This window comes from Burkholderia sp. 9775_39 (assembly GCF_015712225.1).
Lineage (GTDB): Bacteria > Pseudomonadota > Gammaproteobacteria > Burkholderiales > Burkholderiaceae > Burkholderia > Burkholderia cenocepacia.
In genome coordinates this window covers 167,315-182,373 of sequence record NZ_JACCQC010000004.1, presented here as the reverse complement: position 1 = coordinate 182,373, position 15,059 = coordinate 167,315, and the positions used below count along the sequence as shown (strand labels likewise).

At 66.7% G+C, this 15,059-nt stretch carries 12 protein-coding genes and 2 tRNA genes; 6 read left to right on the top strand and 8 right to left on the bottom strand.

Annotated elements, in window-relative coordinates; translation table 11 throughout:
• Positions 1-184: 184 nt before the first annotated feature.
• From H0X90_RS07645 to tig, 6 genes are all read right to left on the bottom strand, one after another.
• Positions 185-261, bottom strand: a tRNA-Asp gene (locus H0X90_RS07645).
• A 23-nt stretch (positions 262-284) separates the two neighbouring features.
• Positions 285-360, bottom strand: a tRNA-Val gene (locus tag H0X90_RS07640).
• A gap of 205 nt (positions 361-565) precedes the next feature.
• The gene (lon, locus tag H0X90_RS07635) at positions 566-2,989 is read right to left on the bottom strand and encodes an endopeptidase La (RefSeq protein ID WP_006489349.1); all 2,424 of its coding nucleotides are present in this window, start codon (positions 2,987-2,989) and stop codon (positions 566-568) included.
• Between the two features lie 197 nt (positions 2,990-3,186).
• Positions 3,187-4,458 carry an ATP-dependent Clp protease ATP-binding subunit ClpX gene (gene clpX, locus H0X90_RS07630; RefSeq protein WP_006489345.1) on the bottom strand — a complete coding sequence of 424 codons (1,272 nt, stop codon included), beginning with the start codon at positions 4,456-4,458 and terminating at the stop codon, positions 3,187-3,189.
• A 163-nt stretch (positions 4,459-4,621) separates the two neighbouring features.
• The gene (gene clpP, locus H0X90_RS07625; RefSeq protein WP_006496351.1) at positions 4,622-5,275 is read right to left on the bottom strand and encodes an ATP-dependent Clp endopeptidase proteolytic subunit ClpP; all 654 of its coding nucleotides are present in this window, start codon (positions 5,273-5,275) and stop codon (positions 4,622-4,624) included.
• Positions 5,276-5,415: 140 nt separating this feature from the next.
• Positions 5,416-6,762 carry a trigger factor gene (tig, locus tag H0X90_RS07620; RefSeq protein WP_006489335.1) on the bottom strand — a complete coding sequence of 449 codons (1,347 nt, stop codon included), beginning with the start codon at positions 6,760-6,762 and terminating at the stop codon, positions 5,416-5,418.
• Between the two features lie 391 nt (positions 6,763-7,153).
• Between tig and H0X90_RS07615 the strand changes: the two genes are divergently transcribed.
• Together H0X90_RS07615 and H0X90_RS07610 are read left to right on the top strand one after the other, a co-directional pair.
• Positions 7,154-8,299 (top strand): glycerate kinase, encoded by a 1,146-nt coding sequence (locus H0X90_RS07615; protein ID WP_058901551.1) that lies wholly within the window; start codon positions 7,154-7,156, stop codon positions 8,297-8,299.
• A gap of 62 nt (positions 8,300-8,361) precedes the next feature.
• Positions 8,362-8,811, top strand: a complete 450-nt coding sequence (locus H0X90_RS07610; RefSeq protein ID WP_006478574.1) for a MarR family winged helix-turn-helix transcriptional regulator — start codon at positions 8,362-8,364, stop codon at positions 8,809-8,811.
• Between the two features lie 190 nt (positions 8,812-9,001).
• Here H0X90_RS07610 and H0X90_RS07605 read toward each other — a convergent pair whose 3' ends face one another.
• Entirely contained in the window at positions 9,002-10,000 is a 999-nt protein-coding gene (locus H0X90_RS07605) for a 2-dehydropantoate 2-reductase (RefSeq protein ID WP_077190670.1), read from the bottom strand.
• 107 nt (positions 10,001-10,107) lie between these two features.
• Positions 10,108-11,253, bottom strand: a complete 1,146-nt coding sequence (locus tag H0X90_RS07600; protein ID WP_077190671.1) for a helix-turn-helix transcriptional regulator — start codon at positions 11,251-11,253, stop codon at positions 10,108-10,110.
• Positions 11,254-11,385: 132 nt separating this feature from the next.
• Here H0X90_RS07600 and H0X90_RS07595 point away from each other — a divergent pair, with 132 nt between their 5' ends.
• The 4 genes from H0X90_RS07595 to H0X90_RS07580 are packed head-to-tail and all read left to right on the top strand — an operon-like array spanning position 11,386 to position 14,956.
• Positions 11,386-11,559: a hypothetical protein gene (locus H0X90_RS07595; RefSeq protein ID WP_006496346.1), complete on the top strand. Its 174-nt coding sequence runs from the start codon at positions 11,386-11,388 to the stop codon at positions 11,557-11,559.
• The gene (locus H0X90_RS07590) at positions 11,556-12,602 is read left to right on the top strand and encodes a porin (protein ID WP_077190672.1); all 1,047 of its coding nucleotides are present in this window, start codon (positions 11,556-11,558) and stop codon (positions 12,600-12,602) included. Before H0X90_RS07595 ends, H0X90_RS07590 begins: the two co-directional genes overlap by 4 nt.
• A gap of 21 nt (positions 12,603-12,623) precedes the next feature.
• Entirely contained in the window at positions 12,624-13,832 is a 1,209-nt protein-coding gene (locus H0X90_RS07585) for an MFS transporter (RefSeq protein WP_006496344.1), read from the top strand.
• Positions 13,833-13,846: 14 nt separating this feature from the next.
• Positions 13,847-14,956 carry a class II histone deacetylase gene (locus tag H0X90_RS07580; protein ID WP_034201611.1) on the top strand — a complete coding sequence of 370 codons (1,110 nt, stop codon included), beginning with the start codon at positions 13,847-13,849 and terminating at the stop codon, positions 14,954-14,956.
• Positions 14,957-15,059 lie beyond the last annotated feature (103 nt).

Here is a 15,059-nt window from a genome sequence, read left to right as displayed (position 1 = left end):
TAGCGGAGCGGACGAGACTCGCCTGCATCCCGCAGGCCGCGGATACGCGTACACGCGCATCCCTTCTCGTCCCGCCGCAAGCCGCGCAAGCGGCTTCCTCCGCCCCGCCGTCACACTGCCCGCAAGCGGGCACGACGCACGATGCAAATGAAAAAGCCCGCACGAGGCGGGCTTCTTCATTTTCTGGCGGAGCGGACGGGACTCGAACCCGCGACCCCCGGCGTGACAGGCCGGTATTCTAACCGACTGAACTACCGCTCCTTGGTCTGGCTGAATCGGGAAACTGGTGGGTGCTGAGGGGTTCGAACCCCCGACCTACGCCTTGTAAGGGCGCCGCTCTACCAGCTGAGCTAAGCACCCGTTTCCGATTCGTTCTGACTGCGATCTGCGTTTCCGCATCAACAATCAGCGAGCCCGCAAGTTTAATTCATCCCCGATCATTTTGCCAAGCCCGCACGCGAATTTTTTTAACGCGCGCGTGCACGATTCCGATACGCATAAAAAAACCCGCGGACAGCGCCGCGGGTTTCGTGAACGACCGTCAGCAACGATGGCGTTCAGGGCTTCAGTGCTTGACCACTTCGGTCGAGCCGGCATCCTTCGCCGCCTCACCGACCGGCGCTGCTGCCTTCGCTTCTTCTTCCGGCGGCAGCGGCGTCGGCGAACGCTCGAGCGCGAGCTCCAGCACCTTGTCGATCCAGCGGACCGGCACGATCTCGATCGCGTTCTTCACGTTGTCCGGAATGTCCGCGAGATCCTTCACGTTTTCTTCCGGGATCAGCACGAGCTTGATGCCGCCGCGATGCGCAGCCAGCAGCTTTTCCTTCAGCCCGCCGATCGGCAGCACTTCGCCACGCAACGTGATTTCGCCCGTCATCGCGACATCGGCACGCACGGGGATACCCGTCAGCACCGATACCAGCGCGGTCGTCATCGCACCGCCGGCGGACGGACCGTCCTTCGGCGTCGCGCCTTCCGGCACGTGGATGTGGATGTCCTGCTTCTCGAACGCTTCGTCCTTGATGCCCAGACGGCGCGAACGCGAGCGCACGACCGAACGTGCGGCCTCGACCGACTCCTTCATCACGTCGCCGAGCGAACCCGTACGAATCACGTTGCCCTTGCCGGGCATCACCGCGGCTTCGATCGTCAGCAGATCGCCGCCGACTTCCGTCCACGCGAGGCCCGTCACCTGACCGACCTGGTTTTCCTTCGCCGCGAGGCCGAAGTCGTACTTGCGCACGCCGAGGAACGTGTCGAGATTTTCGCCATCGACCTTGATCGCGCCCGATGCCTTCTTCAGCAGCAGCATCTTCACGACCTTGCGGCAGATCTTCGACACTTCCCGCTCGAGCGAACGCACACCGGCTTCGCGCGTGTAGTAGCGGATGATGTCGCGGATCGCCTGCTCGGTGACGTCGATCTCGCCTTCCTTCAGCCCGTTGTTCTTCTTCTGCTTCGGCAGCAGGTAACGCTGGGCAATGCTGACCTTCTCGTCTTCCGTGTAGCCCGACAGACGGATCACTTCCATCCGGTCGAGCAGCGGCGGCGGGATGTTCAGCGAGTTCGACGTCGCGACGAACATCACGTCCGACAGATCGAAGTCGACCTCGATGTAGTGGTCGGCGAACGTGTGGTTCTGTTCCGGATCGAGCACTTCGAGCAGCGCCGACGACGGATCGCCGCGGAAATCCATGCCCATCTTGTCGACTTCGTCGAGCAGGAAGAGCGGATTGCGCACGCCGACCTTCGCGAGGCTTTGCAGGATCTTGCCCGGCATCGAACCGATATACGTGCGGCGGTGGCCGCGGATCTCGGCTTCGTCACGCACGCCGCCGAGCGCCATCCTGACGAACTTGCGGTTCGTCGCACGGGCGATCGACTGGCCGAGCGAGGTCTTGCCGACGCCCGGAGGCCCGACGAGGCACAGGATCGGCGCCTTGACCTTGTCCACGCGCTGTTGCACCGCGAGGTACTCGAGGATCCGTTCCTTGACCTTCTCGAGGCCGAAGTGATCCTCGTCGAGCACCTGCTCGGCGTTCGACAGGTCGTTGTTGACCTTGCTCTTCTTGCGCCACGGCAGGCCGATCAACGTGTCGATGTAGTTGCGCACGACGGTGGCTTCCGCCGACATCGGCGACATCAGCTTCAGCTTCTTCAGCTCGGCGTCGGCCTTCTTCTTGGCTTCCTTCGGCATGCGCGCGGCGTTGATGCGCTTCTCGAGCTCCTCGAGATCCGCACCTTCTTCGCCTTCGCCCAGTTCCTTCTGGATCGCCTTGACCTGTTCGTTCAGGTAGTACTCGCGCTGGCTCTTTTCCATCTGGCGCTTCACGCGCCCGCGGATGCGCTTTTCGACCTGCAGGATGTCGATCTCGGCTTCGAGTTGCGCGAGCAGGTGCTCGAGGCGCTCGATGACCGGGAACATCTCGAGGATGTGCTGCTTCTGGTCGAGCTTCAGCGGCAGGCGCTCGGCGATCATGTCGGCGAGGCGGCCTGCTTCGTCGATGCCCGACAGCGACGTGAGAATCTCCGGCGGGATCTTCTTGTTCAGCTTCACGTACTGATCGAACTGCGACACGATCGCACGGCGCAGCGCTTCCGTTTCGGCGCTGTCGGCGTGATCGGGCTCGAGCGGCATCACTTCGCAGGAGAATTGGGTCTCCTGTTCTTCGATGGACAATGCCTTCGCACGCTGCAGGCCCTCGACGAGCACCTTCACGGTGCCGTCCGGCAGCTTCAGCATCTGCAGGATGTTGGCGATACAACCGACCTCGTACATGTCCTTTTCGGTCGGTTCGTCCTTGGCCGCGGTTTTCTGGGCGACGAGCATGATGTGCTTGCCGCCTTCCATCGCTGCTTCGAGGGCCTTGATCGATTTCGGCCGGCCCACGAAGAGCGGAATGACCATGTGCGGGAAAACGACGACGTCCCGCAGCGGCAGCAGCGGGAGCGTGATGCGTTCCGGCGGGAGAAGTTGGGTGCCTGACATTTCATTTCCCCATGAGTGGAATCAATTGTTCGGTAATTGAGGCCGCCACAACGAATTGCAAGCCTTCAAGTGCGGGAAATATTCGGTAAGAAAGTAACCACCGCGTGTCGAGTCAGAGTTACCCACAAGATAAACGAAAAAAAGCCGCCCACGGACTCATGAACGGCCTTTTTCGCTGAACATCGTCGGCAAGCCGGTCAGTTCGAACCCGCCACCTTCGGCGTGTCCTCGTAGATCAGCAAGGGCTTGCCGTCCCCATCGATGACGTTCTCGTCGATGATGACCTTGCTGACCCCTTTCATCGTCGGCAGCTCGTACATCACGTCGAGCAACGCCTGTTCGATGATCGAACGCAAACCGCGCGCGCCGGTCTTGCGGCGAATCGCCTTGCGGGCGACTGCCTGCAACGCGCCCGGCCGGATTTCCAGCTCGACACGCTCCATCGCGAACAGCTTGTGATACTGCTTGACGAGCGCATTCTTCGGCTCGACCAGGATCTTCATCAGCGCGGCTTCGTCGAGCTTGCCGAGCGTCGCGACCACCGGCAGGCGGCCGATCAATTCGGGGATCAGACCGAATTTGATCAGGTCTTCCGGTTCCGTTTCGCGCAGCACTTCGCCCGCGTCGCGTTCCTGCTTGCTCTTGACCGTCGCGCCGAAGCCGATGCCGGTCTTCTCGGTGCGATCGGTGATCACCTTTTCGAGACCGTCGAACGCGCCGCCGCAGATGAACAGGATGTTGGTCGTGTCGACCTGGATGAAATCCTGGTTCGGGTGCTTGCGGCCGCCCTGCGGCGGCACCGACGCCATCGTGCCCTCGACGAGCTTCAGCAGCGCCTGCTGGACGCCCTCGCCCGACACGTCGCGCGTGATCGACGGGTTGTCCGACTTGCGGCTGATCTTGTCGATTTCGTCGATGTAGACGATCCCGCGCTGAGCCTTGTCGACCTCGTAGTTGCAGTTCTGCAACAGCTTCTGGATGATGTTCTCGACGTCCTCGCCGACGTAGCCGGCTTCGGTCAGCGTCGTCGCATCGGCAATCACGAACGGCACGTTGAGCAACCGCGCGAGCGTCTGCGCGAGCAGCGTCTTGCCGGAGCCCGTCGGGCCGATCAGCAGGATGTTGCTCTTCGACAGCTCGACGTCGTCCTTCTTGTCGAGATGCTTCAGGCGCTTGTAGTGGTTGTACACGGCCACCGCGAGGATTTTCTTCGCGCGCTCCTGGCCGATCACGTACTGATCGAGGATGTCGCGAATTTCCTGCGGGCTCGGCAGATCCGACCGGGACAGGCTGGCCTCGACGCCGGCGGCAGCCGCCTCGTCGCGAATGATTTCGTTGCAGAGGTCGATACATTCATCGCAGATGAACACCGACGGGCCCGCGATGAGTTTTTTCACCTCATGCTGGCTCTTCCCGCAAAACGAGCAATACAACAGCTTCTCGCTGTTCGAACCTTTTTTGTCCGCCATGAATGTAGAGCCTCCGGACAGGTAAATGACATGATACGCCGATTGCTCCGAACGCCGCGCCTAGGGCGCGACCGGAGCCGGCTGGATGCGCTTGCCGCAGATGCTCAGGGCACTCGGGACGTTGCGGGGCGCCGCGCGAATCGGGGCGGCACCCCGTTTAAGCTCACGGGCGCTTCAACAGCACCTGATCGATCAGCCCGTACGCCTTCGCGTCCTCGCTCGACATGAAGTTATCACGGTCGGTGTCGCGCGCGATGCGCTCGACGTCCTGGCCCGTGTGCTGCGCGAGCAGGTTGTTCAACCGTTCCTTCAGGTAGAGGATCTCGCGTGCCTGGATCTCGATGTCGGATGCCTGGCCGCGCGCGCCGCCCAGCGGCTGGTGAATCATCACACGCGAATTCGGCAGCGCGAAGCGCTTGCCCTTCGCGCCCGACGCGAGCAGGAACGCGCCCATGCTGGCCGCGAGGCCCATGCACAGGGTCGACACGTCCGGCTTGATGAACTGCATCGTGTCGTAGATCGCCATCCCGGCCGACACCGAGCCGCCCGGGCTGTTGATGTAGAGACTGATGTCCTTGTCGGGATTCTCGCTCTCGAGGAACAGCAATTGCGCGACCACGAGATTGGCGGTCTGGTCGTTCACTTCGCCGACCATGAACACCAGGCGCTCCTTCAGGAGACGCGAATAGATATCGTACGAACGCTCGCCGCGGCCGCTCGTTTCGACGACGATCGGCACCAGCCCCAGCGCTTGCGCCTCGAAACCCTGCGGCGCGTTCGAAGCAAGCATGTCCAGCAATTCAGCGCGAGTGATCATTCAATGAACCTTGTTCGAATGGAAAATTGAACGGAAGGAAGCCGCCCGCTCAATCGCCATATTAATGGCAACCGTGCGCTTGACGTAAAAACGGCGTGCGGGCCGTCGCTCCGACAGCCGGCACGCCGCTAGAGCAACACTTACGCTTGCGCCGATGCGCTCGCGAGTGCCTCGAAGCTCACTTCCTTGTCCGTCACCTTTGCCTTGCCCAGCACGAAGTCGACGACGTTGCTTTCAACGACGAACGCTTCCATCTCGGCGAGGCGCTGCTGGTTGGAATAATACCAGCGGACCACTTCCTTCGGGTCTTCGTAGCTCTTCGCGAACTCGTCGACTTCCGCGCGGATCTGTTCCGGCTTCGCTTCGAGGCCGTTCGCCTTCACGAGTTCAGCCAGCACGAGACCCAGCTTCACGCGGCGCTCGGCCTGCTCGGCGAACATCTCGGCCGGGATCGGTGCGTCCTTCGCGTTCGGCACGCCGCGCTGCGCCAGATCCTGGCGAGCCATTTCGACGAGACGTTGCTGGTCCTGCTCGATCAGCGCCTTCGGCACGTCGAGTTCGGAAATCTTCAGCAGCGCGTCCATCACCTGGTTCTTGACGATCGACTGCGTGCGACGCTTCGCTTCGCGCTCGAGGTTTTCCTTGATCTCGGCGCGCATCTTCGTGAGGTCGCCGTCTTCGATGCCGAGCGACTTCGCGAATTCAGCGTCGATTTCCGGCAGGTGCGGCCACTCGATCTTCTTCATCGTGACCGTGAACTGTGCCGTTTTGCCGGCGACGTCCTTGCCGTGGTAATCATCCGGGAACTTGAGGTCGAACGTACGCTGTTCGCCGACCTTCAGGCCCAGCGCCGCCGTTTCGAATTCCGGCAGCATGCGGCCTTCGCCGAGCACGAACGGGAAATCTTCGGCCGTGCCGCCCTGGAACGCGACATCGTCGATCTTGCCGACGAAGTCGACCGTCACGCGGTCGCCGTTCTTCGCTGCGGTGTCCGCGCCGCCGTCGCCGTGCTCGCCGGCTTCGCCACGTGCGTGGAAGTGCACGCGCTGCTTGCGCAGGATGTCCAGCGTGCGGTCGATTTCGGCGTCGCCGATCGTCGTCGTCGAGCGCTCGACTTCAGCCGTCGCCAGATCGCCGATCTTCACTTCCGGGTAAACCTCGAACGTCGCGTCGAACGCGTATGCATCTTCAGCCTGCTCCTGCTTCGGCTCGAAGCTCGGCTGGCCGGCGACGCGCAGGTTTTCCGCGCGGCTGATCGTGAAGAATTCCTGGCCGATCTTGTCGCTCAGCACTTCCGCTTCGACCTGGCCCGAGTACTGTTGCGCGACCATCTTGAGCGGCACCTTGCCCGGGCGGAAACCCGGCATGCGCACGTTCTTCGCGAGTTTCTGGATACGGGCGTCGATTTCCTTCTGCACGGTGTCTTTCGGCAGGGAAATCGTCACGCGGCGTTCAAGCTTGCCGAGGTTCTCAACAACGTTAGCCATGGCTTCAATCGTCCTAAAATTATTCGAGCGAATCGGGTTTTCCTTGCCGTGCCTGCCTGCAGCGTGCGGTGCGTCGCACTCGCACGCCGCGCCGGAGCGCCACGCCATCCCTGCACGCGCCGGATGGCTAGCGCAAGCGGCTCGGAGCACGGCTTTGGCCGGAAGAATCGACTATTCTAGCAAACAATTTTCCTCGTACCGCCAGATCAGCGCGACACGCGTGTGTCCCCGCCACGTCGACGGCCCGTTGCACGGCGATGCATGCAGATCGCCGCTATGCCGAACGGCGTATCCACCACGGGCCCGCCATCCTGTAAGCTCCGATTGCGTGTGAGCCCGCTCGTCGCCTCACCGCGCATTCTTCACACCAATCACGCCTTCCGGAGACACCATGCCGCAACACCCGTCCGCGCCTGTCGTCGTCATCGCGCCCGATTCGTTCAAAGGCTCGCTTTCCGCCGAGCAGGTCGCGGACGCGATCGCCACCGGCATCCGCCGCGCCCGGCCCGACGCCGTGGTGCGCTGCTGCCCGATGGCCGACGGCGGCGAAGGCACGCTCGACGCGATGCTGGCGGGCGGCGGTACGCGGCGCACGCTGCGGGTGGCCGGCGCGTCGCTGGCGGCACGCGACGCGGCGGTCGGCGTGATCGATGCGCGCACCGCGATCGTCGAAACGGCCGAGATCGTCGGCATTACCGATCCGGTCGGCATGAGCGTGCCGGTCGACGCGCGCAGCACGCGCGGAATGGGCGAGGCGATCCGCGCGCTGCTCGACGACGGCGTGCGCCGCTTCTTCGTCGCGCTCGGCGGCAGCAGCACCAACGACGCGGGCGCCGGGCTGCTCGCGGGCCTCGGCCTGCAATGCTTCGACGCGAGCGGCCAGCCGGTCGAGCCCGTGCCGTCGCGGCTCGCCGACATCGCGCGCATCGACGCGTCGGGGCTCGATGCGCGCCTGGAGGAAACGGAATTCGTCGGCATGTCCGACGTCGACAACCCGCTGACGGGCGCCCACGGCGCCACTGCCGTGTTCGGTCCGCAAAAGGGTGTGACGGCCGCGCAGGTTGCGACCCTCGATGCCGCGCTCGGCCACTTCGCCGATCTGCTCGAAGCCGCGCTCGACCGCCGCGGCCGCGATCTGCCCGGCGCGGGCGCCGCCGGCGGCCTGGGTTTCGCGCTGCACATGCTCGGCGCGCGGTTCGAGGCCGGCGCCGAAGTCGTCGCGCGCCAGGTCGGGCTCGACGCCGCGCTCGCCGGCGCCGACTGGCTGATCACCGGCGAAGGCCGCTCCGACGTTCAGACGCTGCACGGCAAGGCGCCGTTCATCGCGTGCCGGCACGCGCAGGCCGCTGGCGTCCCCGCCTCGCTGCTGTCGGGCGCGGTCGACCCGGCCGCGCTGCCGCGCCTGTCCGAGCATTTCTCCGGCTGCTTTTCGCCGGCCCCCGGGCCGATCACGCTCGACGTCGCGATCCGCGATGCGGCCGATCTGCTCGCGAACGAAGCGGAACAGTTGACACGCCTGAAGTACGGTGCACACTGACCGTTGACCCGAGCGCGCGATACAGGAACAATCGGGCCCGCCCTTTTTCTTCAGGATTCGACATGAAAGGCCGTCAAGCCGGGCTCGATCAGTTTCTGACCTATCGCCTCCATGCGCTCACGAAGCGCTCCGACCGCGGGATCGGCGAGGTGTACCGGCACAAGCTCGACATCTCGCTGCCCGAGGCGCGCGTGATCGCCGCCGTCGGCGCATTCGGCCCGTTCTCGATCATGGATCTCGCGCGCCACACCAACCTCGACAAGAGCCAGGCGAGCCGCGCGGCCGAAGCACTGCTGCGCCAGGGGCTGCTCGAGCGCAGCGCGAGCGACGAGGACGGCCGGATCGTGCTGATCGCGCTGACCACCGACGGCCGGGCGCTGCATCGCAAGATCATGCCGATCGTGCGCAAGTGGAACGACGGCTTGCTCGCGTGCCTGTCCGACAGCGAGCGCCAGACGTTCGAGCGGCTGCTCGACAAGGTCGTCGCGCACGCGACCGAACGCGACGACTGAGCCGCGCGCCGGCCCGGCATCGCGCGATGGCCGGGTGCTGCGCGCAGCATTGATCCGACGAATCAGACAGGCCGCCCGGGTCGCGTCACGCGCAATCCGGGCGGCCCGTTTTGCATCATGCGGCGGCATCGCGTGAAGTGCGTGTTGCCACGTTACCGGCGGCGGCCGCGCATTCAGCGGCCTCGTCGCGCTACAACCCGCTGTTCGTCGCGCGCTGGCGCAACAACCCCAGCACCGCGTCGCAATACGGCGTCGGCACGCCAAGCTTGCGGCCGAGCTCCGGAAACACGCCGAGGATCGGCCCGATCTCGAGCGAGCGCCCCGCCTCGAAATCCTGGAGCATCGACGTCTTGAACGCGCCGAGCTTGCGCGTGACCGCGATCCGCTCGGGGCCGCTCATCCCGGTGGACAGGCCGAGCTTCGCACCGATCGCGGCCGCCTCCTCCATCATCCGCAGCGCGAGATCCTGCGTGAACAGATCGTCGAGCAACTGCTCGGCCGTCGACCCGGTCAGCGCGCTCAACGGGTTCATGTTCATGTTGCCCCACAGCTTCGTCCAGATCTCGGTCCGGATCGCGCGCGTCGACTCGACGTCGAAACCGCCCGCCGCGAGCGCCGCGGCGAACCGCGCCGTGGCCATGTCGAGCCGCGGATCGGGCGTGCCGACGATCAGCCGGTTGCCGCGCCCGCGACGCACGACGCCGGGCGCGTCGGTACTCGACGACAGGTGCACGACGCAGCCGATCGCCTGCGCCGGCGGCAACGCGGCCGACACCGCGCCGGCCGGATCGACCGCATCGAGCGGCACGCCGTCGATCGCGCCTCCGAGCCCGTGCGTGAACCACCATGGCAGCCCGTTCATCGCCGCGACGATCACGGTGTCCGGCCCGACCAGCGGCGCAATGCGCCCGGCCAGCGCGGGCAGCGCCTGCGCCTTCAGCGCGATCACCACGTAGTCCTGCACGCCGAGCGCGGCCGCATCGTCGCTGGCGCGCACCGGCACCGACGAGATTGCGCCCGCCTCGTCGATCACGCGCACGCCGTGCGTATTCAGCGCATCGAGCGTCGCGCCGCGCGCGTACGCGCTCACGGTCATGCCGGCTCGCGACAGCGCGGCCGCGAGCAGACCGCCGATCGCGCCGACGCCGACCACCGCCGCGCGCACCGACCCTGAATTCGTGTCGTTCATGATGGCATTCCGTCTCCTGGAAGCTGACGAGCATAACGCTCAATGGTTGCGGGCACAACCATTCGGGCAGCATACCGCGCACCACGCGGCCCACGCGTTCGTTCGCCTCAGCGCGGCACGCCGCCGGCTTCCACCGCCTCGTCGTCGGTTGCGCCGCCCGTCGCGCCCAGCACGCCGGCGATCTGGCTCTTGTCATGCATCCCGAGCTTGCGGTACGCGCAGCGCAGGTAGTGACGCACGGTCGTCGGCGAGATCGCCATCTGCTGCGCGACCTCCTTGTGCGAACGCCCGGCGCCGTAATAGCGGATCGCCGCGAGTTCGCGCGGGCTCAGCCGGTCGAGCAGCGAGCGCGGCCGCGCCTCGATCTGGAACAGCCCCGCGACCGGCACGCACTGGATGCGCAGCGCGTCGCCGACGAACGGCTGGCCCGACTGGCGCCGCAGGTGCGCGACGAGCGGCTCCGGCACGCGCGCGCCGGCCCACGACGGCCATTCGGTGCGCAGCACGTCGTCGAAACCGTGATCGGCATGGTGCAGCACCCCAAAGTTGTCGCACAGCGCCCGCGCTGCCGGCGCGACCGTGTCGGCGCGCTCGCGCGTGAGTTGAGCCGCGCGATTGATCGTCAGCGCGGCGGCCAGATGCGGGATCACTTCCTCGAAACGTCGCGCGTCGTCGTCGCTGAACGGCCGGTTCAGGCCCTGGCGGTAGATCGACATGAACGTCGTCAGGCCGAAGCGGCGATCGAGCGTACACACGCACATCAGCTGCGCGAGCCCGTACTTCACGCACCAGTCGCGAAACCGCGCATCGAGCCCCGGCTCGACGACCGTCAGCCGCACCGCGCGGCCGTGCGCGCCATGCAACGTGCGGTGCGCCAGCGGGTCGCAATCGCGCACGCGCTTCCAGTCGGTGAAGAACGCATGCGGCAACTGGTACAAAAAGCTGTTGTGCATCACCGGGCCGGTCGGCACATGGGTCGCGACGCCCGTCCACGCCGCATCGAACGGCATGAGCGCCTGCAGCAGCGAAAAGAACCGGCATTCGAATTCGCCGATGCCGGACTGCGCGGCCACCGCGTACAGGTCGAGCAGCATCAGCCCGAGTTCGCGCTGCGCTGCGTCGCCGCGCGTGACGCCGTCGAAGTCGGCGCGCCGGGACGGCAGCGGCGGCCACGCGAACTCGTCGAGGACGATGGCGGCCGGCACGTCGCGCAGCGCGTCGAGATCCTGCCCGATATCCGTCGTGATCCTCACCTTCCACTCCCCTGCCCGGTCGGGCTGCTGATGTGCGCAACGACACCGGCCGATTATAGCCAGCGGCTTTTTTGGCGGGCCACGGCGCCGGAACGCGCGCCAGCCCCATCCATTTGAACGGTGCGCCGCCCGTTGCTGCTGCGCAGCACGGCGCGCGACGGCATCGCGCGGCGCACATGCCGTGCACCGCGGGTTTTCCGCACCGTTCATCTGGACGACTGTTCGACTGTTTTCCCGCTGCGGACACTGCGTCGCGACAACACCAACGACAAACCGATGCAGCACGGTATGGAGAACCCCACGTGACGACACCCCGCTTCATCCGCACGGCCGCGGCCGCCGCGACGCTGGCCGCCTGCAACGCCGCCGCGCACGCGCAGTCCGCCCTCACGCTGTACGGCGCGCTCGACGCCGGCGTGCAATACGTGACGCACGCCGACGGGCATCGTTCGGCCGTGCGGTTGCAGAACTACGGCATCCTGCCTTCGCAGGTCGGGATCAAGGGCCACGAGGATCTCGGCGGCGGCTGGCGCGCGCTGTTCAAGCTCGAACAGGGCCTCAACCTCAACGACGGCACCGCGACCGTGCCCGGCTACGCGTTCTTCCGCGGCGCATACGTGGGCCTCGCGGGGCCGGTCGGCACCGTCACGCTCGGCCGCCAGTTCAGCGTGCTGTTCGACAAGACGCTGTTCTACGACCCGCTCTGGTACGGGTCGTACAGCGGCCAGGGCGTGCTCGTGCCGATGTACGCGAACTTCATCGATCACTCGGTCAAATACCAGTCGCCGACGTTCGCCGGCTTCGACGTCGAAGCGCTCGCCGCGACCTCCGGCGTCGCCGGCAATCCGCGCGCCGGACGCGTGCTCGAGCTCGGCGGGCAGTACACGAGCAATGGCCTGTCGGTCAGCGCGGTGCTGCACCAGGCGCACGGCGAGGTATCGGCAGCCGACGACGCGTCCGCGCGGCGTCGCGAACTCGGCACGCTCGCCGCGCGTTATGCGTTCGCCACGCTGCCGCTCACCGTCTATGCCGGCGTCGAACGCCTGACCGGCGACCTCGACGCGGCGCGCACGATCGTCTGGGGCGGCGCGCGCTACCTGGCGTCGAACGGGATCGGCCTGAACGCGGGCGTGTACCACACCGATTCGCGCACGCCGGCGATCGGCCACCCGACGCTGTTCATCGCGAGCACCACCTACGCGCTGTCGAAACGCACCGTCGCGTACGTGAACCTCGGCTATGCGCGCAACAGCGGCCAGAGCTCGCAGACCGTCTACGAATACGACCCGACACCGCTTGCCGGCGCGTCGCAGTTCGGCGCGATGGTCGGCATGTACCACCTGTTCTGATTCCCTCCACGAGACCCCGCCATGAAGACCTTGTCCCCGGATGCCGCCCTCTCGCCCGACGGCCACGCGTCGCCGTTCGCGCGCTCGACGCTCGTCGCGCTCGTCGTGTTCGCGGCCATCACACCGTTGTTGCTGCTCGTGGCGCCCGCCGTCGCCGGTCAGCTCGCGACGCAGCTCGGCTTGTCCGCGTCGCAGATCGGCACCTACTTCTTCGTCGAACTCGGCGCGTTCAGCCTCGCGACCGTGCCGTCGTACCTGTGGCTCGGCCGTGTCGACGCGCGCCACATCGCGGCGCTCGCCATCGCGCTGTTCGGCGCGGGCAACCTGCTGACCGCGCTGTGGATGCCGGGCTTTGCCGTGCTGCTCGCGCTGCGCGCCGTCACCGCGCTCGGCGGCGGTTCGCTGATGGTGCTCTGCATGACGAGCGCCGCGACGAGCAGCAACAGCGACCGCGTGTACGGCCTGTGGGTCGTCGGCCAGCTGATCGCGGGCGCGATCGGCCTGTTCGTGTTGCCGCACGTGTTCGCCGCGTTCGGGCTGCGTGCGCTGTACGTCGCGCTCGCCGGGCTCGCGCTGCTCGCGGCGCCGCTGTCGCGCGGCTTTTCGCCGTCGCTCGGCACGCGAGCCGCGGCTGCGACCAGCGCACGCGGCGACGCGCCGCAAACGCCGCGACACTTCGTCGTGCTCGCCATCGGCGCGGTGCTGACGTTCTATCTCGCGATCGGCAGCGTATGGACGTTCGCGAGCCGCGCGGCGGCCGAGGCCGGGCTCGATCCGCAGTCGACCGGCAACGTGCTCGCGATCGCGAGCGTGATGGGGATCGCCGGCGCGGCGCTTGCCTCGTGCGCGGGCGGCCGGCTTGCGCGCCGCGCGATGCTGGCGGCCGGCTACGCACTGCTCGCGGCGTCGCTCGTCGCACTCGCCGCGATGCGTCATACCGGTGGCTACAGCGCGGCGATCTTCGCGTTCAAGTTTGCATGGACCTTCGTGCTGCCGTTCATTCTCGCGACGGTCGCGCAGATCGACACGTCGGGCCGCCTCGTCGCGACGCTCAATTTCGTGATCGGCGCGGGTCTCGCCGCCGGCCCGCTGCTGGCCGGCCTGATGCTCGACGCCGGCGGCACGATGCGCACGCTGTTCGTGGCCGCGACGGCCGTCGCGATCGTGTCGTTCGCCGCGCTGCGCCACATCGATCGCCGCGCACGCCCTTCCGTTTCCTCCCAACCGTGACAGGTCACGCCTCCATGAATCGCACTGCCTTTTTCACCGACGAACGCACTTTCTGGCATACCGGCGGCACGCACGCGCTGTTCTTCCCGGTCGGCGGCTGGGTCCAGCCGCCGTCGAGCGCCGGCTACGCGGAATCGCCCGATTCGAAGCGCCGCTTCCTGTCGCTCGTACAGGCGTCGGGCCTCGCCGCGCAGCTCGACCTGCGCGGCGCCGCGCCCGCGACGACGGCCGACCTGCTGCGCATTCATCCGGCGCACTATCTCGACGCGTTCCGCGCCCTCAGCGACGCAAACGGCGGCGACCTCGGCGATCTCGCGCCATTCGGCAAGGGCAGCTACGAGATCGCCGCGCTGTCGGCCGGCCTCGCGATCGCGGCGGTCGATGCGGTGGTCGGCGAGCGCGCGGCGAATGCGTTCTCGCTGTCGCGACCGCCCGGCCATCACTGCCTGCGCGACCGCCCGATGGGCTTCTGCATGCTGGCGAACATCCCGATCGCGATCGAGGCCGCACGCGCGAAGCACGGCATCGAGCGTGTCGCGGTGATCGACTGGGACGTGCATCACGGCAACGGCACGCAGTCGATCTACTACGACGATCCGGATACGCTGACGATCTCGCTGCACCAGGACCGCTGTTTCCCGCCCGGCTACAGCGGCGCGGACGATCGCGGCGAAGGCGCGGGCATCGGCGCGAACCTGAACGTGCCGCTGCTCGCCGGCAGCGGCGACGACGCGTACCGGTATGCGTTCGAGCGGATCGTGCTGCCGGCGCTCGCGCGCTTCCGCCCCGAGCTGATCGTCATCGCGAGCGGCCTCGACGCGAGCGCGGTCGATCCGCTCGCGCGCATGCAGCTGCATACCGACAGCTACCGGTTCATGACGCGCGCGGTGAAGCAAGCCGCGCAGCGCCATTGCGGCGGGCGGCTCGTGATCGTTCACGAAGGCGGTTATTCGGAGGCGTACGTGCCGTTCTGCGGGCTCGCGATCGTCGAGGAACTGGCAGGCGTGCGCACCGAGGTCGCCGATCCGATGCTCGACCTGGCGATCGCGCAGCAGCCGGGCGAGCGGTTCGTCGCGTTCCAGCGCGAACTGCTCGACGAACTGGCCGCGTCGTTCGGGTTGTAACGCGCGGGAACGGGCGTGACGGGGCCGGCCCGCGCCGGCCCTTGCGCGATCCTTGCGGATGGGGTTTCCTGTGGCTTTACCCCTGTTCCGGCCCGAGGCCACA

Coding starts and splice junctions, on each gene's coding strand:
- lon (WP_006489349.1), bottom strand. CDS start 2,989: ATGTCAGGCACCCAACTTCTCCCGCCGGAACGCATCACGCTCCCGCTG.
- clpX (WP_006489345.1), bottom strand. CDS start 4,458: ATGGCGGACAAAAAAGGTTCGAACAGCGAGAAGCTGTTGTATTGCTCG.
- clpP (WP_006496351.1), bottom strand. CDS start 5,275: ATGATCACTCGCGCTGAATTGCTGGACATGCTTGCTTCGAACGCGCCG.
- tig (WP_006489335.1), bottom strand. CDS start 6,762: ATGGCTAACGTTGTTGAGAACCTCGGCAAGCTTGAACGCCGCGTGACG.
- H0X90_RS07615 (WP_058901551.1), top strand. CDS start 7,154: ATGCCGCAACACCCGTCCGCGCCTGTCGTCGTCATCGCGCCCGATTCG.
- H0X90_RS07610 (WP_006478574.1), top strand. CDS start 8,362: ATGAAAGGCCGTCAAGCCGGGCTCGATCAGTTTCTGACCTATCGCCTC.
- H0X90_RS07605 (WP_077190670.1), bottom strand. CDS start 10,000: ATGAACGACACGAATTCAGGGTCGGTGCGCGCGGCGGTGGTCGGCGTC.
- H0X90_RS07585 (WP_006496344.1), top strand. CDS start 12,624: ATGAAGACCTTGTCCCCGGATGCCGCCCTCTCGCCCGACGGCCACGCG.
- H0X90_RS07580 (WP_034201611.1), top strand. CDS start 13,847: ATGAATCGCACTGCCTTTTTCACCGACGAACGCACTTTCTGGCATACC.